Below are 18,116 nucleotides of genomic sequence, written 5' to 3'. Positions count from 1 at the left end.
CGTGGCGCGTCGTCCCTCGTACCGAAGGCTCGACCCGGACCGCGCGAGCCTGCTGTTCGTGTTCCTGCTGCTGCCGTTCGCGCTGTACGCGGTGATGGTGCTGTGGCCCTTCGTGCAGGCGGTCTCGTACTCCCTGACCTCCTGGAGCGGGTTCAGCCCGGACAAGCCGTTCGTCGGCCTGGACAACTACACCGAACTGTGGGGCGACGAGACCTTCCGTACCGCGGTCCGCAACAACCTGGTCCTGCTGGTGGCCCTGCCCGCCGTCACCCTCGGCATCGCGTTCGCGTTCGCCGTGCTGGTGACGGTGGGTGGGCCCACCGCCGGCGGCGTGCGGGGGGTGAGCGGCTCGGCGTTCTACCGGGTGATCTCGTTCTTCCCCTACGTCATCCCGGCGATCGTCATCGGACTGATCTGGGCCCAGGTCTACGACCCGAACAACGGCCTGCTCAACGGTGTGCTGACCGGTTGCGGCCTGGACGGTTTCGAGGCCTTCGCCTGGCTGGGCGAGAAGAGCACCGCGATGGCGGCGAGCATCCTGGTCGCCGTCTGGGGGATGGTGGGCTTCTACATGGTGCTGTTCATCGCGGCGATCCAGGGCATCGACCGGGAGGTGCTGGAGGCCGCCCGGCTGGACGGCGCCGGCCGGGCGCGGGTGGCCCGCTCGATCGTCGCGCCCTACCTCGCCGGGAACGTGCGGGCCGCGTACCTGTACATGGGAATCTTCGCGCTGGACGCGTTCGTCTACATGCAGGCGCTGAACTCGACCGGTGGGCCGGACAATTCGACGCTGGTGATCACCCAGCAGATCTACACCACCGCGTTCGCCAAGGGAGACTTCGGCAAGGCCTGCGCCATGGGCGTGGTGCTGGCCGGGCTGACCTTCTGCTTCGTCGGGGTGGTGCGGCTGGTGTCGCTGGTCCGTTCCGGCCCGGTCGGAGGGAAGGCCTGATGGCCGCGACCACCGTGACCCCGCCGGCGAGGGCCGAAACCCGCCGGGCGCCGGTACACACCGGTGACCGGGTGGCCGCCGCGACGTCCCACACCGTGCTCAGCCTGTGGACGTTCGTGGTGCTGGCCCCGCTGCTGTGGACCGTGCTCCAGTCGTTCAAGACCTCGGCCGAGATCTTCGCCTCGCCGTTCGCCCTGCCGCACCGCTGGTCGTTCGACAACTACGTCTCGGCCTGGACCACCGCCGGGATCGGCCGGTACTTCGCCAACACCGTTCTGGTGGTGGGTGTCTCGCTGTTCCTGACCATGCTGCTGGGCGCCATGTCGGCGTACGTGCTGGCCCGGTTCGACTTTCCGGGTCGCGGTGTGGTGAAGCAGCTGATCCTGGCCGGCCTGACGTTCCCGATCTTCCTGGCCGTCGTGCCGCTGTTCTTCGTGCTCCAGGGGATGGGCCTGCTGGGCACCCTGCCCGGGCTGATCCTGACCTACACGGCGTACGCCTATCCGTTCACCGTCTTCTTCCTGATCTCCTACTTCGAGGAGCTGCCCGCCGAGATCGCCGAGGCCGCCGCCATCGACGGCGCTAGCGAGTGGCGCACCTTCTTCCAGATCATGCTGCCGATGGCCCGCCCGGGCATGGCCTCGGTCGCGATCCTCAACTTCGTCGGGCTGTGGAACCAGTTCCTGCTGCCCCTGGTGCTGAACACCGACCAGGACCACTGGGTGCTCACCCAGGGCATGGCCGCCTTCGCCTCCAGCGCCGGGTACTCGGTCGACTTCGGTGCCCTGTTCGCCGGTGCGGTGATGACGATCGTCCCGGTTCTGGTGGTATATATCATCTTTCAGCGCAGGCTGCGCGGTTCGGTGGCGCAGGGCAGCCTCAAGTGAGCACCTGCTTCCTGGGGATCGACGCCGGGGGCAGCGCCACCCGGGCGGTCGTCGTCCTGGACGACGGCACCTGCCTGGCGCGGTCCCGGCAGGCCGGTGGCAATCCGACCAGCCGGGGCGCCGACGCCGCCCTGCGGGCCGTCGTCACCGCCGCCGGCGAGGCGACGGCCCGGGCCCGGCAGGTGCTCGGGCACGACGTCGTGGTGCGCGGCTGTCTGCTGGCCATGGCCGGCGAACCCGCGAAACTCGACACCGCGGCCCTGGCCCGGTCGGTGTCGTTGCCCCCGGACGCTGTTCGCCCGGTCAGCGACGTGGAGGCGATGTACTTCGCCGGCGCCTGCGAACCCGAGGGGACCGCGGTGGTGGCGGGCACGGGCTCGGTGGCGGTCCACATCCGGGACGCGGTGGTCGCCGAGACCGCCGGCGGGGCAGGCTGGTTGCTGGGCGACGGCGGCTCGGGCTTCTGGATCGGGCAGGCCGTGGTGCAGGCGGTGGTCGCCGACCTGTCCGGGCTCGGGCCGGCCACCGCGATGACCGGGCGGGTGCTGGCGAGTTTGAGGACGCCCGGAGCGGCCGAGGCGCCCGGGGCGCCCGGGGTGGGTGGTCGGATCGGCGGGGCCGGGCAGTCTGGTCCGGCCGGCCTGAACGGACCGGTCGGCCCGGTCGGCGTGGTCAGGTCTGCCGGACTGGAGGCCCTGGTGCGCGAAACCTATGCCCAGCCACCGGTTCACCTCGCCCGGTTCGCACCGATCGCCTTCGCCCACGCGTCCGATCACGCGTCTACTCGCACCTCCGATCACGCCTCCGGTCACGCCTGCGCCGGGCCAGATGACGTCGCGCGGCGGATCCTCGCCCGGGCGGGGGAGCACCTGGCGGCGCTCGTTAACCGGTTCCCGTCCGACGGCCCACTGGTGCTCGGCGGCTCGGTGATGACCCAGGGCTTCCTGCGCAACCCCGGCTGCTCGCCCGCCCTGGACGAGACACTGCGTGGGCGAAACCTCCGGGTGGTCGAGAACGGCTGTGCGGGAGCGGCATTCCTGGCGCTCGACCGATCGGGCCGGGCCGGCCGCGAGAGGCACGAACGCATCCGGTCGACCTTGTCGGCCCTGCCGGACCAGGACGGGACCCTCGAACCCTAGGCGGAAGGCAACGGCTCATGGACGACAAGACGCTCACGGCGGTGCCCGTGGACGGCCGTCGGCTGGCCGGGATCCGGCCCAGCGCACGGCAACTGGCGTGGCAGCAACTGGAGTTCTACGGCTTCGTCCATTTCGGCGTCACCACGATGACCGACCACGAATGGGGCCTGGGACACGAGGATCCCGCGCTGTTCGACCCGCCGGAGGTGGACGCGGACCAGTGGGTGCGCGCGCTGGCCCGGGCCGGCATGCGGGCCGTCATCCTCACCGCGAAGCACCACGACGGGTTCTGCCTGTGGCCCAGCGCGGTCACCCGCCACTCGGTGGCCTCGTCCCCGTGGAGAAACGGACGCGGTGACCTGGTACGCGAGGTCAGCGAGGCGGCGGCCCGGCACGGCCTGAAGTTCGGCGTGTACCTGTCGCCCTGGGACCGCACCGAACCGACCTACGGCTCCGGAAAGGACTACGACGACTTCTATCTGGCCCAGCTCACCGAACTGCTCACCGGCTACGGCCCGGTGTTCTGCGTCTGGCTGGACGGAGCCAACGGCGAGGGGCCGAACGGCCGGCGGCAGACCTACGACTGGGATCGTTACTACGCCCGCGTGCGGGAACTCCAGCCGGAGGCCGTGATCAGCGTGTGCGGTCCGGACGTGCGCTGGTGCGGGAACGAGGCCGGGCACACCCGCCCGGACGAATGGAGCGTCGTGCCCCGCGTGCTCCAGGACGCCGAGCGCGTCTCCGCCCGTTCCCAGCAGGCGGACGACGGGACGTTCGCCCGGCGGGTGCGCAGCGACGAGGACGACCTCGGCAGCCGTGAGGCCCTGGCCGCCTACCCGGACGATCTGGTCTGGTACCCGGCCGAGGTCAACACCTCGATCCGGCCGGGCTGGTTCCATCATCCCGCCGAGAACGGCCAGGTGCGTTCCGTGGACGAGCTGTTCGGGATCTACCTCAGCTCGGTCGGTGGTAACGCGACCTTCCTGCTGAACGTGCCGCCCGCCCGCGACGGCCGGATCCACCCGAATGACGTGGCGACCCTGGAGAGTCTGGGACGCCGGATCGACGACTTCCACTCCCGTTCGGTGCCCGTGGCGCGCTCCGACGAGAACGATTTCATCGTGCTGGATCTCGGGGAGCACCGGGAGGTCGAGGCGGTGGTGCTGGGGGAGGACATCACCCAGGGCCAGCGCGTCGAGCGGGTCCTCGTCGAGGGCCGGCGGGGTGGGGAGTGGATCGTGCTGGGGGAGACCGGTGCCGTGGGGTACCGCAGGATCGTGACGTTCGCGGCGGTGACGGTGGACCGGGTGCGGATCACCGTGACCGAGGCCCGGGACACCCCGGTGCTCTCACAGACGTCCGTGATCGGTTCGGGGACGGCGAGAACCGGGACGCGCCGATGAAGGGCCGGGTGCTGGCAGGGTGTCTCGCCGTCGTGACGGTGGCCTGCGTGTGCGCCGGGGCGGCCTGGGCGCTCGGGGGCACCGACCGGGTCGCGACGCTCGACGGCCGGGCGATCACCCGCGACGAGCTCCTCTTCCAGATGGGGCGCCTGGACCGGACCTCGGCCGCGCAGGGGGACCTGCCGGACCAGGCCCTGGACGAGATCCGCTCGACGGAGGCGACTCTCGACCTGGCACGCGAGGACGGGCAGGACGTCTGGGCGTCGTTTCAGGACTTCCTGGACGAGGTGGAGACCGTCAACGCCGCCCGCGCGAGCGCGCACGCACGCGGCGAGGTGGTCTACGGGCCTGTCGAATACACGCCCCAGGAATACTATTCGCACCGGCTGGCCGAGATCACCACGGCGCTGGAGAAAGACCTGAGCGCCCGGCCGGGGGACCCGCTGTGGGTCGGTGACGCCGAGGTGCGGCAGGCGTTCGACGACGACCCGGGCGCCTGGAGCGCGAACGCCACCACCTACGAGTACACCGAGCTGGAGCTGCCCGTCTCGGCCGACGCGATCGGTGACGAGAGCCTGGAAGACGTTCCCGGGGGCCGGCTGTCGAGCGGCACCTACACCGGCGGCACCTCGACCGGGGTGAACCCCCGCGACCAGGAACTCCAGGCCGTGCTGGGCACGCTCGAACCGGGGCAGACGTCCGCGCCGGTGGTCGGCAGCAGCACGCTCACCTACTACCGGCTCGATCACAGGAACATCGACGAGGAAAAGGCTTTCGCGGCCTATGCCCCACGCATCCGGCAGTCGCTGACCGGGAGCAAGCTCCGGCGGCTCCTGGACCGGCGGGAGGGGGCCAGTGATTTCACCGTCGACTCCGCGGCGGTGGACGCCATCGACGCAGAGGATGTGCAGCGTTGAAACCCGACAGACCACGCACGCTCCGCTCCGGGCTCATCGCCCTGCTGATCACACTCGTCGCCGTGCCGGTGCTGTCGCTGCCCGCCCGGGCGAGCACCACCGGCACCTCGGCCGAGGCGAGCTGGCCCGGTAACCAGGCCAATCCGTACGGCGGGCAGGACTACTACCTCGACGCGTCCGACGGCGACGACACCGCCGCGGGCACCGACCCGGACGAGGCGTGGCGCACGCTGGCCCGGGCCAACTCGACGACCTTCGCACCCGGTGACCGGATCCTGCTCCAGGCCGGTGAGCGGTGGGACGGTGAGCAGCTGTGGCCCAAGGGCTCCGGCACCGACGGCCACCCGATCACCATCTCGGCCTACGGTGCCGCGTCGTCCTTGCCCTACATCGCCACGAACGGCAACGTGCCCAGCCCGTTCCTGGCCGACGGAACGAAAAGCCCAGCCACGGTGGGCCGTACGGGCGCCATCGTGCTCCAGAACCAGCAGTTCTGGGAGATCGACAACGTCGAGCTGTCCAACGACGACGACTTCGAGCACGACATCACCACGGGCACCGCGGTGCGAGACGGTATCGCCGTCTCGATCAACGCCGACACCCTGCCGAGCGGTGCGGACAGCATCATGAACCACTTCCGGATCCACGACGTGTACGTCCACAACACCGACGGCCCCAGCACCTGGCAGAAGATCCATTACGGGGCGGTGAACTTCCAGGTGTTCGGAAGCCAGTCGTACCAGTCTTATCCGACCGGCGGGCATCACTTCGAGGACGTCCGGATCGAGGACAACCGGTTCGAGAACGTCGAGCTGCACGCCGTGCAGTTCGCCTTCAACTGGTTCGGCGCCGACGGGACCGCGGCCGGCCAGACCGACGAGAACGGCAAGTTCCACGAGGGCTGGGAACAGCTGTGGGTGCGCACCCGCGACCTGTACAGCCGGGACGTCTACATCGGGCACAACTATGCCGAGAGCATCGGCCAGGGGGCCTTCCAGCTGGCCGACAGCCAGCGCCTGACAGCCGAGTACAACGAGGTGAACGGCTTCCTCGAACGGTACGACGCGGTGTCGTGCGGCCTGTACCTGTGGGCCGGCGCCGACTCGGTGATGCAGTACAACGAGGTCTACGGCGGGCCGGACAACGAGTACGACGGCACGCCCTTCGATCTGGAGTACACCAACTTCAATGTCACCTACCAGTACAACTATTCGCACGACAACGCCGCGGGCTGGATGGCCTACATGGGCAACAGCTCCAACTCGGTGGCCCGCTACAACCTGAGCGTCAACGACAACGGCGTGCTGGTGAAGAACATGCTGTCGACGAACTACTCACCCACGTACTTCGCCAACAACACGTTCGTCTACGACGGCGCCGACCTCGAATACGTCCACGACGAGACCTTTCTCAGTCCGGTCTACTTCATCAACAACATCTTCCACAACACGTCCACGACCGAGCCCACCACCTGGTACCGCCGCGACGGCGCCCTGCGGCAGGCGGTGTTCTCCAACAACGACTACTACGAGGCGAGCGGCACACACTCCTCGCAGCAACCCGACGACCCCCGGGGCCTGGAGGTGGACCCGCAGTTCGCGGGCGACCCCGACGATTACGTCACCGGGGCGGGGGTCGAGAACATCCGCACCGCCGCGGAGCATTTCGCGCTCCAGGACGACTCACCGCTGATCGACGCCGGCCGCTACAACGCGCACCTGGGCACGGCGGACTTCCTCGGCACCCAGCTGTACCACGGCGCCGCGCCGGACATCGGCACCGTCGAGAACCCGGCCGGTACCCTGGTGAGCGACCCGGTGGACGACGACCCGGTCGAGGCCGATCCCGGCGACGACGCCCCGGACCTGGCTCTCGGTGCGGCGGTCACGGCCAGCTCCACCCATCCAGGCGCGGGCGGCACCCTGGGCGCGGTGAACCTGACCGACGGCGATCCCGGCACCCGCTGGGCCGCGGCCGACGACGCCACCTACCCGGTCACCCTGGACGTCGACTTCGGTCAGGACACCACCTTCGGTGAGGTGGTGCTGGACGAGTACACCGACTCCGGAACCAACCCGCGGGTGCAGACTTTCGAGCTGCAACGCTGGGACGACGGTGCCTGGGTGACCTTCGCGCAGGGCAGCGACGGGATCGGCCACGACCTGTCGGTGACGTTCGACGACGTCACCACCAGCCGGCTACGGGTGGCCCTGACCTCGAAGAAGGCCACCGAGACCTACACCCCCACGATGACCGGGATCATCGTGCACGCCTGAGCCGTCGCTCCGGCCCGGGTCCGTGGGCTCCTGCCGCAGCGCAGGGCTCACGGGTCCGGGAGCCGCTGGTGATCAGGCTGATGATCAGGGGCGGCGGGCCGCTGATGATCAGGGCCGGCGGGCCGCCGTGATCAGCCCGTCGAGCCAGGCCTGGTGGCCGTTGAGCATCGGGTTGGGACGCTGCGTGGCGAGATCCGCGGCCGGGACGCCGTGCTGCACCTCCTGGGTGAGCACGCGCACCCGGCCGCCGGGCAGGTCCTCCACCAGCCAGGCGTGCAGCACGTCGAGCCGCTCGGCGGGGGTGCCGTCCTGCCGGGCGGTCCACGACAACCGGCCGGGCACTCCGTCGGCGGGCGCCTGGAACTGCGTCACGTGGGCGGCCAGGGGCGGGAAGCCGAACGTGCCGAAGGAGAAGTCGAGGTCCTGGCTCAGCACGGGCCCGCCGCCGGCCGGGAAGGAGATGTCCGCGACGTTGTCGTAGTAGCCCTCCCACTCGGAGGTGTCGGTCAGGTACCGCCAGACCTGGGCGGCGGTGACGCCGGCGACGACGACCTCGTTGGAGACGAAGTTGTCGCCGGTGCCGGGCAGGTAGTGCTCGGGCCAGGTGATCGCGTTCTGCGTGGTCATGGATCTCTTCCTCTCGGTACGGGGAGCCCCGTCACCGGGACGGTAAGCCCGCGTGCCGCCGCAGAACCAATAGTTCGGCCTATCCCAGCCATAGGAATCCCGATGGCATCGGCCGGTAGGGTGCTGCCGGTGAACGACGTCGCACCGCCCCGGGGCCCGCTCGACCTCAACCTGCTGCGCACCTTCCTCGCGGTCTACCGGGCGGGTTCCTTCACCACCGCCGCGGCCCGGCTGGGCCTGTCCCAGCCGACGGTCACCGCCCAGATCCGGGCCCTGGAGCAGCAGACCACCCGGCCCCTGTTCACCCGTCTGCCGCGCGGCACCGAGCCGACCGCCTTCGCCCACGAGCTGGCCGCCCGCGTCACCCTGCCCCTGGACGCCCTGGCCGGCGTCGGCGACGCCGACCGGCTGGAGAGCAGGCCCTCCCCGGTGCACCTGGCCGGGCCGTCCGAACTGCTGTGCACCCGCGTCCTGCCCGCCCTGGCCCCCCTGGTGGCCGGCGGCGTCGGGCTGCGGGTGGCGCAGGGCCAGACCGAACACCTCGTCGAGCAGCTGCGCGCCGGGCAGCAGGACCTCGTCATCGCCACCCGCCGCCCCCGGGGACGATCCCTGGAGTCGGTCGCGCTGGCCGACGAGGAGTACCTGCTGGTGGCCGCCCCCACCTGGGCCGGTGCCCTGGCCGGGCGCGATCCGGGCACCGGCCTGAGCTCGCTGCTGCGCGAGGTCCCGCTGGTCAGCTACGCCGAGGACATGCCGATCGTGCGGCGTTACTGGAGAACGGTTTTCGGCAAGCAGATCCCGCCGGGCGGGGCCGCGATGACCGTGCCCAACCTGCATGCCGTGGTGGCCGCACTGGTCGCCGGGGCGGGCTACAGCGTGCTGCCGCGCTCGATCTGCCAGGAGCACCTGGACGCCGGCCGGCTCCTCGTGCTGGACGACCCGGCCGAACCACCCCTCAACACCCTGTTCCTGGTGCAGCGGCCCGGTTCCGAGGCCAACCCCGACGTCGCGCGCGTGCGGGAGGTGCTGCGGGAGGCCGCCCGGTCCTGGTGAGCCGGGTCTTCACGGGAGATCACCCAGCAGCCCGGCGACCTCCCGCAGACCGAGCGTGACCTCGGTGAAGCTGGTGCTCAACGGCGACAGGCCCACCCGCAGACCCTGCGGGGGCCGGAAGTCCGGGATCACGCCGCGTTCCCACAGCCGCGGCATCAGCTCACGGAACGCCGGGTGCGAGAGCATGACGTGCCCGCCCCGGCGCTCCGGCTCCCGCGGGCCGCTCACCTCCACGCCGTACGGGGCCAGGATCCGGTCGGCCACCTCCACGACGTAGGAGGTGAGGGCGAGCGACTTGGCCCGCACGGCGTCCAGGCCCGCCTCCTCGATCAGCTCCAGCATGTCGCGCATCGCCAACATGCCCACCACCGGCGGGGTTCCGCTGATGAAGCGGCGCATGCCCTCGGCGGGCCGGTAGCCGGGCCCCATCGTGAACGGCTCGGCGTGGCCCATCCAGCCCTGGACCGGCTGACGCAGCTCGCCCTGCAACCGCCGCGCGACATAGCCGAACGCGGGCGAGCCCGGGCCGCCGTTGAGGTACTTGTAGGTGCAGCCCACCGCCAGGTCGACGTCCCAGTCGTCCAGCTCGACCGGAACCACGCCGGCCGAGTGACACAGGTCCCACAGCACGAGAGCGCCGTCCCGGTGCACGATGTCGGTGATCGCCGGCACGTCGGCCAGATAACCGGACTTGAACGCGACGTGGCTGAGCACGACCAGGGCCGTCTGCGGCCCGGTCACCGCCGCGACCTGGTCGGCGGTGACCCCCGCCGACGGGTCGGGGTCGATCCACACCAGGCGCGTGCCGGTCTCGGCGGCGACGCCCTCCAGCACGTAACGGTCGGTCGGGAAATTCTCACTGTCCAGGACGATTTCGGTACGCCCCGGCCGGGCGGACAGGGCGGCGCGGGCCAGCTTGTAGAGCATGACCGTGGTGGAGTCCGCCACCACGGTCTGCCCCGGCGCCGCGCCCAGGGTCAGCCGGCCCAGCGTGTCGCCCAGCGTGAGCGGGGAGTCCATCCAGCCCTCGTCCCAGCCCCGGATCAGCCGCGGCGCCCACACCTCGTCGACGAACCGGGACAGGCGCTCACGGGTCGCCAGCAGCGGCCGGCCCAGGGAGTTGCCGTCGAGGTAGGCCACGAGATCGCCGTCACCGGGCACGAATCGCTCCCGCAGCGCGGCCAGCGGGTCGGCGGCGTCGAGGGCGGCGGCCCGGCTCAGCAGGTCGGTTCCGTCGTCAATGGTGGACGCTGTTGCTCCGGTGGATGTTTCGGTGCCGGTGGACGCTGTCGGCCGGGTTGAGGGGGTCATCGGGGGAGCACCTCCGCGAGGGCGACGTCGAGGCGTCGCGCGGTCGAGAACCAGACAGCACAGTCTTGCGCGGTACGGGGCGGAGGAAGGTGGCTGTGCAGCAGACGATCCGGCCCCGGCGACGACGAACTGGTGACGCCGGTCAGCGCGCTCAGCAGCGCCTCACCTTCCAGGCCCGCCCGGCCCAGGGCGAGGATCTCCGCCGTGTTCACCCCCACCGGAGTGGGCCCGTTGCCCATGTCGGTGCCGTACCGCAGACGTCCACCGACTGCGATGAAGCGCCGCGCGTTGTCCAGAGCCACAGACCGCGCCGGGTCGTCGTGGATGGCGAAGGTGCTGATCCAGGTCATCCGCCCGGCCATCGCGGCCAGCGTGGCGTCGTCGAGGGTCTCGGTCCAGGGCGTGTGCACGAGCACGTCGATGCCCGCCCGGAACGCCGCCAGGGCCCGGCCGGCCCCCTCGGCATGCGCGCTGACGGTCAGGCCCGCCGCGTGCGCAGCCTGAACCAGCATGTGCAGCAGCGGCGGGGACAGCATCGGGCCGCCGGTGTGCATCGTGACCTTGAGCGTGTGCGCCCCGCCCGCCACCGCGGCGTCGACCGAGGCCGTCACGTCGTGGGCGTCGGTGACCGGGCGCACCGATCCCTCCGGGGCCCAGACCCGGCCCTGCGGATAGCCGCCGGGCGCGGTGTGGAACGGCCCTGCCGCCTTCACCCGCACGCCGGGTCCCAGGTCGGCGGCCCAGCCAGCCCGTGAACCCGGCACCCAGCCCAGGTCGTGCACCTCGACCACGGGGGAGGAGACCAGCCCGCGGTGATCGACGAGCCCCAGGTGCACGTGGGCGTCCACCAGGCCGGGCAGTACGCTTCCGCCCAGACGCGGATCGGCTCCCCGTACGCCGCCGGGCCAGACCTGCTGGGTGCTCATCGGCGAACGCTAGCGCGGCGGCCCTCGCCGGCGTGCGGCCGTCCGGCGTCTCCGGACCACCGGACCAGAGGTGACCCGGCAGATCATCGGTGCTGAGGGCGTCCCCACGCTGACCGGCGCGACCGGAACGGTGGGCGGGAGACCGGCTGGCGGCGCACTGGGTCACGACCGCGACGGTGGGCTGAAATGTTGTCCGGAGATATTTTGTCGCTGACGGGTGCGGTGGCAGTACGAGGTGTTGTCTCAGCCGCGGTAGAGCGGCTGACGGTACTCGCCGACGCGCACCAGGCGGGCTTCGTAGGCCAGCACCACGAGCTGGGCGCGGTCGCGGCAGAAGGTCTTGGAAAGGGCCCGGTTGACATGGGTCTTGGCGGTGGTGGGCGCGATGTGCAGGGCGCGGGCGATCTCTTCGTTCGACAGGCCGTGGGCCACCAGCCCGGTCACCTCTAGTTCGCGGGGTGTCAGCGACATCAGCCGGAGCTCTGGGTGGGGTGCCGTTAACGTCTGAGGGCCGTCGGTGACGGTGGTCATGGTGCCTGCTTTCGCGGGGATCGTGCTGGACCGGGCAACGGATGCCGAGCTCCGGGTATCTTACATCTGTAAGACAGAGCGGTCCGTGGCAAAGAGTTCCCCGGGCGAGGACTTCTTCGTCACAGCCCAGGGGGTGGACGGTGGTGCATGAGTGATCTCCACAACCGGGACAATGGCGGCGTGAGTGAGGAACAGCTCGACCCGCGGGTCGTGCGCACGCGCCGGATGCTGCACGACGCGATGCGTGAGCTCCTGCACGACCGGGACCCGGTGGACATCTCGGTCACCGACATCACCGCCCGGGCGAAGGTCAGCCGGCCGACGTTCTACCAGCACTGCGGCACGCCCGAAGAGCTCATCGCGACCATGGTCCGTGACGATCTGCGCGACATCATCGCGTGCGGGCGGCGCGCCGACGACGGCGACCCCCTCTCCCGCATCCGGCAGATCGTCGGCGAGCTGAACCAGCGACGCTGCCTGTACCGGCGCCTGATGAGCCACGGCCCGGGCCTCGGGCGCGGCAAGCAGGAACTGCTGGCCTACCTCGCCGGGCGCACCGAGGAGATGATCATGGCCCGGCACCCGGACCTGCCGGCCCGGACGGCGCAGGAGGCATCCCGGTTCATCGCCGGCGGCATGATCGTTCTGCTGAGCGGCTGGCTGTCGTCCGCCGACCCGGCCCCGGAGCCGGAGGTGGACCAGTTCTGCCGGCGGCTGTGGCGTCTGGGCGAGAGCGTGGTGGAGGGCCTGGCCGAGGCGTAGCCCTCGCCCTGGGGGCCCTTCTGGCATGCGCCGGCAGGGGGTCAGGCCGGGAGGTCGAACCAGTACCGCCGCAGGGCACCGGATTCGGTGTGCCGGGTCTCCTCGAAGACGCCGCCGAGGCGCTCGATCGTGCGGGCCGAGGCGAGATTGCCCACCGCGCAGACCACGAGCACCCGTCGCAGGCCGAGATCCCGTGCCTGTTCCAGCATCCGGCCCAGCGCCCAGGAGGCAAGCCCGCGCCGCCGGGCGCTGGGCCGGATGCCGAAACCGATGTGCCCGGCCCGCTCCACGAGGTCAGTGTGCCGGTGCCGCAGGGCGATCGCACCGAGCACCTGGCCGTCGTCGACGATCCACCGGCACATCGCCCGGTCGGACTCGCCGGCCAGCCGGGCCACCCAGGCCGCGAAACCGGCGGGGGACGTGACCTCGTCCGTGGCCAGCAGCCCGAACCCGTCTTCGTGCAGACCCGGCCCCCACTCGGCATGGGCGGCGAGCCAGGCGTGGTGCAGGCGCGTGGTCGGGGCGATGAGCTCGGGCATGCCCCACCCTACGTCGTTCGGCAGGATGTTCAGGAGGTGGGCGAGTCACCGTCCAGGAAGTCCAGCAACAGGCTGGTCGCGGCGGCGGGCTGCTCCTCCCAGATCCAGTGGCCGGAGTCCTCGATCACGGCCTTCTTCACGTGTTTCGCGTAGTGCCGGGCCTGCTCGGCCACGGCTTCGCCGAGGCTGGACTCGGCGCCGACGGCCAGCACCGGGACGGTGAGCTTCCGGCGTCCCAGCCGTTCGACGTCCTGGTTGTCGGCCGGGAAGGCGCGGAACCACTCGAAACTGGCCCTCAGGTGCGCGTCGTCGTGCAGGGCGGCGGCGTACGCGTCGGTGTCCTGCCGGGTGACGGCCTCCTTGTTCACCGTCAGCCAGTCCATGAACCCGGCCACCCAGGTCTCCTCGTGGCCGTCGATCGTGTTCTCCGGCAGGCCGTTCTCCAGCGAGAAGAACCCGAAGTTCCAGAACCCGGGCCCGTCCTCGGTCAGCGACGGGTAGGTGTACACGGTGTCGTCGGGGATCGGGGCCTCGGTCAGCGCCAGGTGCTTCACCGAGGTGCGGTAGGTGGCGGCGTAGGCGTAGGCCACCATCGTGCCGATGTCGTGCCCGACCAGGTCGATGTCGTCGCCGCGGCCCAGTTTCACCAGCAGGGCGTGGACGTCGGCGGCCATCGTCACCTTGTCGTAGCCGCCCTCCGGGGCGCTGCTGCCCCCGGCGCCGCGCAGGTCCGGCGCGATCACGGTGTAGTGCTTCGCCAGTTCCGGCATCACCCCGAACCACTCGCGCGAGGTCTGCGGATACCCGTGCAGCAGCACCAGGGTCGGGCCCTGGCCACCCGTCACGTAGTGCATCCGGATGCCGTTGACCTGGGCGTCGTGGGCGGTGAAACCGGCCGGCGGCTGCGGCGTGGCGGCCGGTGCCACCTGCCCGAGAACCTGCCCGGCCGCCTGGCTCGTCGCCGGCCGGTCGGTGGCGGCGAAGGCTCCGCCCAGCACCAGGCCGACGGCGACGGCGCCTCGGGTGATGCCGCGTGATGATCGTGAAAACACGTGTGCTCCCAGCGTTGTCGAGCAGATGCTGCTGTCGCGCTACACGGTAGGAATCATCCCGGCGCCGCTCCAGCGTCAATTGACGCTGCCCGGGAGAACCAGTCACGTGACGCAAGCGGTCACTGGGCACGCCGGTCTACGGTCACCGCTCATGGAGACCGAACTCGTCGGCAAGACCGCGCTCGTCACGGGCGCCAGCAAGGGAATCGGCCTGGCGATCACCCGGGCCCTGGTGGCCGAGGGGGCCCGGGTCGTGGCCGGGGCCCGGGGCGGCAGCCCGGGCCTGGACGCCCTGGTCGCCGCCGGGCAGGTGGTGGCCCTGGAGGTGGACCTCACCGCGCCGGACGCCGCGCAACGGATGCTGGACGCGGCCGACGGGCGGGTGCACGTGCTGGTCAACAACGTCGGCGCGGCCCGGCCCCGCACCGGCGGGTTCCTGTCGGTGACGGACGAGCAGTGGCGCGACACCCTCGAGGTGAACCTGATGAGCGCCGTGCGGATGTGCCGGGCGGTGCTGCCACCGATGGTCGCCGCCGGCGGCGGCGTCATCGTCAACACCGGCTCGGTCAACGCCCGGCTGCCCGACCCGCTCGTCGTCGACTACGGCGCCACCAAGGCCGCGCTCACCAATCTGGCCAAGGCCCTGTCGAAAGAGTTCGGGGCGCAGGGGATCCGGGTCAACACGGTGGCCCCGGGCCCGGTCGGGACCGACCTGTGGCTGGGCGCCGGCGGCGTGGCCGACGCGGTGTCGCGGGCCGGCGGGATCAGCCCGCAGAGCGTGCGGCAGGCCGCCGTGGCCGGCTCGGCCACCGGTCGCTTCAGCACCCCGCAGGAGGTGGCCGACCTGGTGGTGTTCCTGGCGGGGGAGCGGGCCGCGAACCTCACCGGCACCGACATCACCCTCGACGGCGGCCTGGTCGCGACCGTGTGAGACCCGTGCGTCCTCAGTCGTCGAGCAGCCCCGCCTCCCGCATGACCCGGTGCAGCTGCCCGCGGGTGCGCACGTTCAGCTTCGGGAACACCCGGTACAGATGGGTTCCCACCGTCCGGTGGGTCAGGAACAACCGCAGCCCGATCTCCTTGTTGCTGAGCCCCTCGGCCGCCAGCCGGGCGATCCGCAGTTCCTGGGCGGTCAGCGAGATCCCGGACGCCGGACGCGAACGGCGGCCGGTGGCAGCCAGTTCCCGTCGCCCCCGGGCCGCCCAGGCCCGCGCGCCGAGCCGGTCCAGCACCAGCACGCACGGTTCCAGCACGGCCCGCGCCTCGGCCGCACGCCGGTGCCGGCGCAGCCACATCCCGTGATACAGATCGAGGCGCGCGCGGTGCCATCCGGGTGTCCCACGCGCCTCGAGAACCGCCGCGCCGAAAGCGTCCTCCATCTCCTCGGGACGGGCCAGCAACGCCCGCGCCAGGTTCCGGGACCGGACCTGCGCCGCCGGCCCGGGCGGGGCGTTCTCCAGATCGGCGCGCAGCAGCTCCCACGCCTCCCGCGCCCGCCCGGCCCCGACGGCCGCCTCGGCCAGCAGGTCCACCGCCCACAGCCGGCGGTTCGGGTGCGGCACGGTGGTGACGCGGGACCGTAACGCCTCGTAGGCGTCCAGGTGCCGGTCGGCCCCCAGATGAGCCAGCCCCCGGGCCAGCCGGGCGGTGTCACCCAGAACGGCGTCCCCGGTCACGACGGCGAACCGCTCACCGTCGGCGAGAAGCTCTGCGACCCGTTCGCTCTCACCCCGCAGGGCGGCGAGCAGAGCCCGTGTCAGCCCGGCGTCGTGACGCCACCGGGCCTGCCCGGTCTCCTCGGCCAGCCGCCCGGCCCGGACCGCGACGTCGTCCACGTCGTCCCAGCGGCCCACCATCACCGCGGCGAACGCCCGCGCGGCCAGGGTCTCGGCCAGCAGAGCGGTCCGCCCCTGACGCCGGAGCCCACCGGCCGCCCGGGCGGTCAGGGCCGGCACGCTGTCCCAGTCCCCACCGGCCACGGCGGCCTGCGCGAGCAGGGCGTCCTGCCCCGGATCGAGGACGCCGGTGGTCGCCGCCCCCGCCAGGCCCACCGGCACACCGGGGCCGGCGGGGGACAGGCAGGCCCGGATCAGCAGGAGCCGCGGATCGTGCGACGGCAGCGTCAGGGCACCGGCCGCAGTCAGCACGCGCTCGCGGTGGGAGGTATCCAGGATCGCCCCGTGATCCATCAAACGGCTTGCCCGGCAGAGTAAATCGGCCGCCAGGTCGTGGGCGTCCCCGGCGAGCGCCGCCCCGGCCCGGTGCAGCAGCCGTTCCACCCGCAGCACCACGTGGTCGTCGGTACCGCCGTCGAGCAGGGCGATCCGGGCCGCGGAGGTCTCGTCCGGGCCGAGCGCGCGGGCCTGGGCGACCAGCCGCTCCACCGCGTCCGGTTCCCCGAGCTCGTCGGCGATCTGCGCGGCATCCAGCAGCCGGTGCACGTGCCGCCGGTCGTCGACCGACAGGGCCGCGGCCCGGATCAGCGCCGACCGGGCCGGGCGCAGGGCCCCGCGCGAACGGGCCTCGCCGGCCACCCGTTCCAGGGCCTCGGCGACGTCCTCGTCGGGTTTCGCCGTCGCGTGCGCCCGGTGCCAGACGGACGCGAACCGGTCGTGGGTGGTGTCCGCGACCGCCTGGTGCACCTGTGCCAGCAGGTCCGGCCCGGCCGCGCGGACCAGGGCCGAGCGCACCAGCGGGTGCAGGAACACCAGCCGGGCCCCGGAGGCCCCGACCAGCCCGGAGTCCAGGGCCCGCCGCAGGGCCCCCGGCGCGTGGGAGTCCTCGACGAGCTCCCGCCCGGCCGCGAGAACGTCCGTCACCAGCGGGCTCTCGTGGACGGCCGCGACGGTCAGGAGCATGCGGGCGGCCGCGTCGAGGGGCCCGAACCGTGCGGCGAAGGCCCGCTCCAGGCGGGTCTGCACCGGCAGCACCGAGGAGTCCGCCAGTTCCGTTGCGGCCTGCGGCAGTTCGACCAGGGCCAGCGGGTTGCCCGCGGCCAGCCCGAGCAGGTGGTGCAGGGCCTGCGGCCCGAGGCCGGGGGCGGTGCGCAGCGCCAGCTCGCGGGCCTGGTCACGATCCAGCGGGGTCAGGGCGATCGTCTCGGTGGCCTCGCGGCACCAGCCCGGGTCGTCCTCGCGGCTGGCTGCCACGATGCGCGGGGACGCACCGGCGCGCTGCCAGACGAACCGGATCGCGGCGCGGCTGGCGTCGTCCATCCAGTGCAGGTCGTCGAGCACCAGCAGCGTCGCCCGCCCGTCGCCGCCGGTCAGCAGCCCCAGCGCGGCGAGGCCCACGTGCAGCGGATCGGGGGTGTCCGCGGCCGGGAGCAGCGCGAAGGCCCGGGCCAGCGCGGTGCGCGGCAGCTGCGGCAGGTCCCCGAGGTGCCCGAGCGTGGGCAGGAGCACCTGGTGCAGGGCGGCGAACGGGAGGTACTGCTCCGCCTCCACCCCCGAGGCCCGCAGCACGCGCAGGCCGTGGGTGCCGGCCAGCGCGGCCGCCCGCCGCAGCAGCACGGTCTTGCCGATCCCGGCCGGGCCGCGCAGCAGCAGTCTGCCCGGGCCCCGGCCGTCGACGAGAGCCGTGATCCGCGCCTGCTCCCGCAGGCGTCCGACCAGGTCCCTGCCCGTGTGTTCCACCGCTGCTCTCCCTCCGGTCCGCAGCGAATCTAGGAACGGGGCGCGGGGAGCGAATCGGTAGAATCACTGAGATCTCCGGCGCCCCTCGTGGACGGCCCGGGTCGTG

16 protein-coding genes are annotated in these 18,116 nt (G+C 71.9%); 9 read left to right on the top strand and 7 right to left on the bottom strand.

The window, feature by feature from the left end; translation table 11 throughout:
- Nucleotide 1: 1 nt before the first annotated feature.
- From KIH74_RS06820 to KIH74_RS06795, 6 genes are read left to right on the top strand one after another with little or no spacing between them, the layout of a single operon-like run.
- Complete coding sequence (locus KIH74_RS06820; RefSeq protein WP_214154925.1) at nucleotides 2-952, top strand: carbohydrate ABC transporter permease; 951 nt, start codon at nucleotides 2-4, stop codon at nucleotides 950-952.
- Nucleotides 952-1,839 (top strand): carbohydrate ABC transporter permease, encoded by an 888-nt coding sequence (locus tag KIH74_RS06815; RefSeq protein ID WP_214154924.1) that lies wholly within the window; start codon nucleotides 952-954, stop codon nucleotides 1,837-1,839. Before KIH74_RS06820 ends, KIH74_RS06815 begins: the two co-directional genes overlap by 1 nt.
- Nucleotides 1,836-2,978 carry an N-acetylglucosamine kinase gene (locus KIH74_RS06810; RefSeq protein ID WP_214154923.1) on the top strand — a complete coding sequence of 381 codons (1,143 nt, stop codon included), beginning with the start codon at nucleotides 1,836-1,838 and terminating at the stop codon, nucleotides 2,976-2,978. The genes KIH74_RS06815 and KIH74_RS06810 overlap by 4 nt, the downstream gene beginning before the upstream one ends.
- 17 nt (nucleotides 2,979-2,995) lie before the next feature.
- Complete coding sequence (locus KIH74_RS06805; protein WP_214154922.1) at nucleotides 2,996-4,381, top strand: alpha-L-fucosidase; 1,386 nt, start codon at nucleotides 2,996-2,998, stop codon at nucleotides 4,379-4,381.
- A complete protein-coding gene (locus KIH74_RS06800) occupies nucleotides 4,378-5,298 on the top strand; it encodes a hypothetical protein (protein WP_214154921.1) in 921 nt (306 codons plus the stop codon). Before KIH74_RS06805 ends, KIH74_RS06800 begins: the two co-directional genes overlap by 4 nt.
- Complete coding sequence (locus KIH74_RS06795; protein WP_214154920.1) at nucleotides 5,295-7,574, top strand: discoidin domain-containing protein; 2,280 nt, start codon at nucleotides 5,295-5,297, stop codon at nucleotides 7,572-7,574. The genes KIH74_RS06800 and KIH74_RS06795 overlap by 4 nt, the downstream gene beginning before the upstream one ends.
- Before the next feature lie 108 nt (nucleotides 7,575-7,682).
- Here the strand turns inward: KIH74_RS06795 and KIH74_RS06790 are convergent, their stop codons facing one another.
- Nucleotides 7,683-8,201, bottom strand: a complete 519-nt coding sequence (locus KIH74_RS06790) for an SRPBCC family protein (RefSeq protein ID WP_214154919.1) — start codon at nucleotides 8,199-8,201, stop codon at nucleotides 7,683-7,685.
- A gap of 102 nt (nucleotides 8,202-8,303) precedes the next feature.
- Here KIH74_RS06790 and KIH74_RS06785 point away from each other — a divergent pair, with 102 nt between their 5' ends.
- Nucleotides 8,304-9,254 (top strand): LysR family transcriptional regulator, encoded by a 951-nt coding sequence (locus KIH74_RS06785; RefSeq protein WP_214154918.1) that lies wholly within the window; start codon nucleotides 8,304-8,306, stop codon nucleotides 9,252-9,254.
- Nucleotides 9,255-9,263: 9 nt separating this feature from the next.
- Here KIH74_RS06785 and KIH74_RS06780 read toward each other — a convergent pair whose 3' ends face one another.
- The 3 genes from KIH74_RS06780 to KIH74_RS06770 all read right to left on the bottom strand — a co-directional run bounded on the left by KIH74_RS06780 (nucleotide 9,264) and on the right by KIH74_RS06770 (nucleotide 11,962).
- Entirely contained in the window at nucleotides 9,264-10,565 is a 1,302-nt protein-coding gene (locus tag KIH74_RS06780) for a kynureninase (RefSeq protein ID WP_214154917.1), read from the bottom strand.
- On the bottom strand, nucleotides 10,562-11,491 hold the full coding sequence (locus KIH74_RS06775; protein ID WP_214154916.1) for an amidohydrolase family protein: 930 nt from the start codon (nucleotides 11,489-11,491) through the stop codon (nucleotides 10,562-10,564). Before KIH74_RS06775 ends, KIH74_RS06780 begins: the two co-directional genes overlap by 4 nt.
- Before the next feature lie 243 nt (nucleotides 11,492-11,734).
- Nucleotides 11,735-11,962 carry a response regulator transcription factor gene (locus KIH74_RS06770; RefSeq protein ID WP_246571576.1) on the bottom strand — a complete coding sequence of 76 codons (228 nt, stop codon included), beginning with the start codon at nucleotides 11,960-11,962 and terminating at the stop codon, nucleotides 11,735-11,737.
- Between the two features lie 240 nt (nucleotides 11,963-12,202).
- On the opposite strand from KIH74_RS06770, the gene KIH74_RS06765 reads away from it, so the two are divergent.
- A complete protein-coding gene (locus tag KIH74_RS06765; RefSeq protein ID WP_214154914.1) occupies nucleotides 12,203-12,784 on the top strand; it encodes a TetR/AcrR family transcriptional regulator in 582 nt (193 codons plus the stop codon).
- A gap of 41 nt (nucleotides 12,785-12,825) precedes the next feature.
- Here the strand turns inward: KIH74_RS06765 and KIH74_RS06760 are convergent, their stop codons facing one another.
- The gene (locus KIH74_RS06760; protein ID WP_214154913.1) at nucleotides 12,826-13,323 is read right to left on the bottom strand and encodes a GNAT family N-acetyltransferase; all 498 of its coding nucleotides are present in this window, start codon (nucleotides 13,321-13,323) and stop codon (nucleotides 12,826-12,828) included.
- Between the two features lie 29 nt (nucleotides 13,324-13,352).
- Nucleotides 13,353-14,375, bottom strand: coding sequence for an alpha/beta fold hydrolase (locus KIH74_RS06755; protein WP_214154912.1), 1,023 nt, complete (start codon nucleotides 14,373-14,375; stop codon nucleotides 13,353-13,355).
- A 151-nt stretch (nucleotides 14,376-14,526) separates the two neighbouring features.
- Between KIH74_RS06755 and KIH74_RS06750 the strand changes: the two genes are divergently transcribed.
- Nucleotides 14,527-15,306, top strand: coding sequence for an SDR family NAD(P)-dependent oxidoreductase (locus KIH74_RS06750; RefSeq protein WP_214154911.1), 780 nt, complete (start codon nucleotides 14,527-14,529; stop codon nucleotides 15,304-15,306).
- 13 nt (nucleotides 15,307-15,319) lie between these two features.
- Here KIH74_RS06750 and KIH74_RS06745 read toward each other — a convergent pair whose 3' ends face one another.
- On the bottom strand, nucleotides 15,320-18,010 hold the full coding sequence (locus KIH74_RS06745) for a helix-turn-helix transcriptional regulator (protein ID WP_214154910.1): 2,691 nt from the start codon (nucleotides 18,008-18,010) through the stop codon (nucleotides 15,320-15,322).
- Nucleotides 18,011-18,116 lie beyond the last annotated feature (106 nt).

This window comes from Kineosporia corallincola, assembly GCF_018499875.1.
Lineage (GTDB): Bacteria > Actinomycetota > Actinomycetes > Actinomycetales > Kineosporiaceae > Kineosporia > Kineosporia corallincola.
Note: the sequence above shows the minus strand (reverse complement) of the source record. Positions and strands in the feature narration are given on the sequence as shown.

Bases quoted from the DNA above. Each gene is read 5' to 3' on its own strand.
- KIH74_RS06815 (WP_214154924.1), top strand. From the start codon at position 952: ATGGCCGCGACCACCGTGACCCCGCCGGCGAGGGCCGAAACCCGCCGG.
- KIH74_RS06805 (WP_214154922.1), top strand. From the start codon at position 2,996: ATGGACGACAAGACGCTCACGGCGGTGCCCGTGGACGGCCGTCGGCTG.
- KIH74_RS06800 (WP_214154921.1), top strand. From the start codon at position 4,378: ATGAAGGGCCGGGTGCTGGCAGGGTGTCTCGCCGTCGTGACGGTGGCC.
- KIH74_RS06790 (WP_214154919.1), bottom strand. From the start codon at position 8,201: ATGACCACGCAGAACGCGATCACCTGGCCCGAGCACTACCTGCCCGGC.
- KIH74_RS06785 (WP_214154918.1), top strand. From the start codon at position 8,304: ATGGCATCGGCCGGTAGGGTGCTGCCGGTGAACGACGTCGCACCGCCC.
- KIH74_RS06780 (WP_214154917.1), bottom strand. From the start codon at position 10,565: ATGACCCCCTCAACCCGGCCGACAGCGTCCACCGGCACCGAAACATCC.
- KIH74_RS06775 (WP_214154916.1), bottom strand. From the start codon at position 11,491: ATGAGCACCCAGCAGGTCTGGCCCGGCGGCGTACGGGGAGCCGATCCG.
- KIH74_RS06770 (WP_246571576.1), bottom strand. From the start codon at position 11,962: ATGTCGCTGACACCCCGCGAACTAGAGGTGACCGGGCTGGTGGCCCAC.
- KIH74_RS06760 (WP_214154913.1), bottom strand. From the start codon at position 13,323: ATGCCCGAGCTCATCGCCCCGACCACGCGCCTGCACCACGCCTGGCTC.
- KIH74_RS06750 (WP_214154911.1), top strand. From the start codon at position 14,527: ATGGAGACCGAACTCGTCGGCAAGACCGCGCTCGTCACGGGCGCCAGC.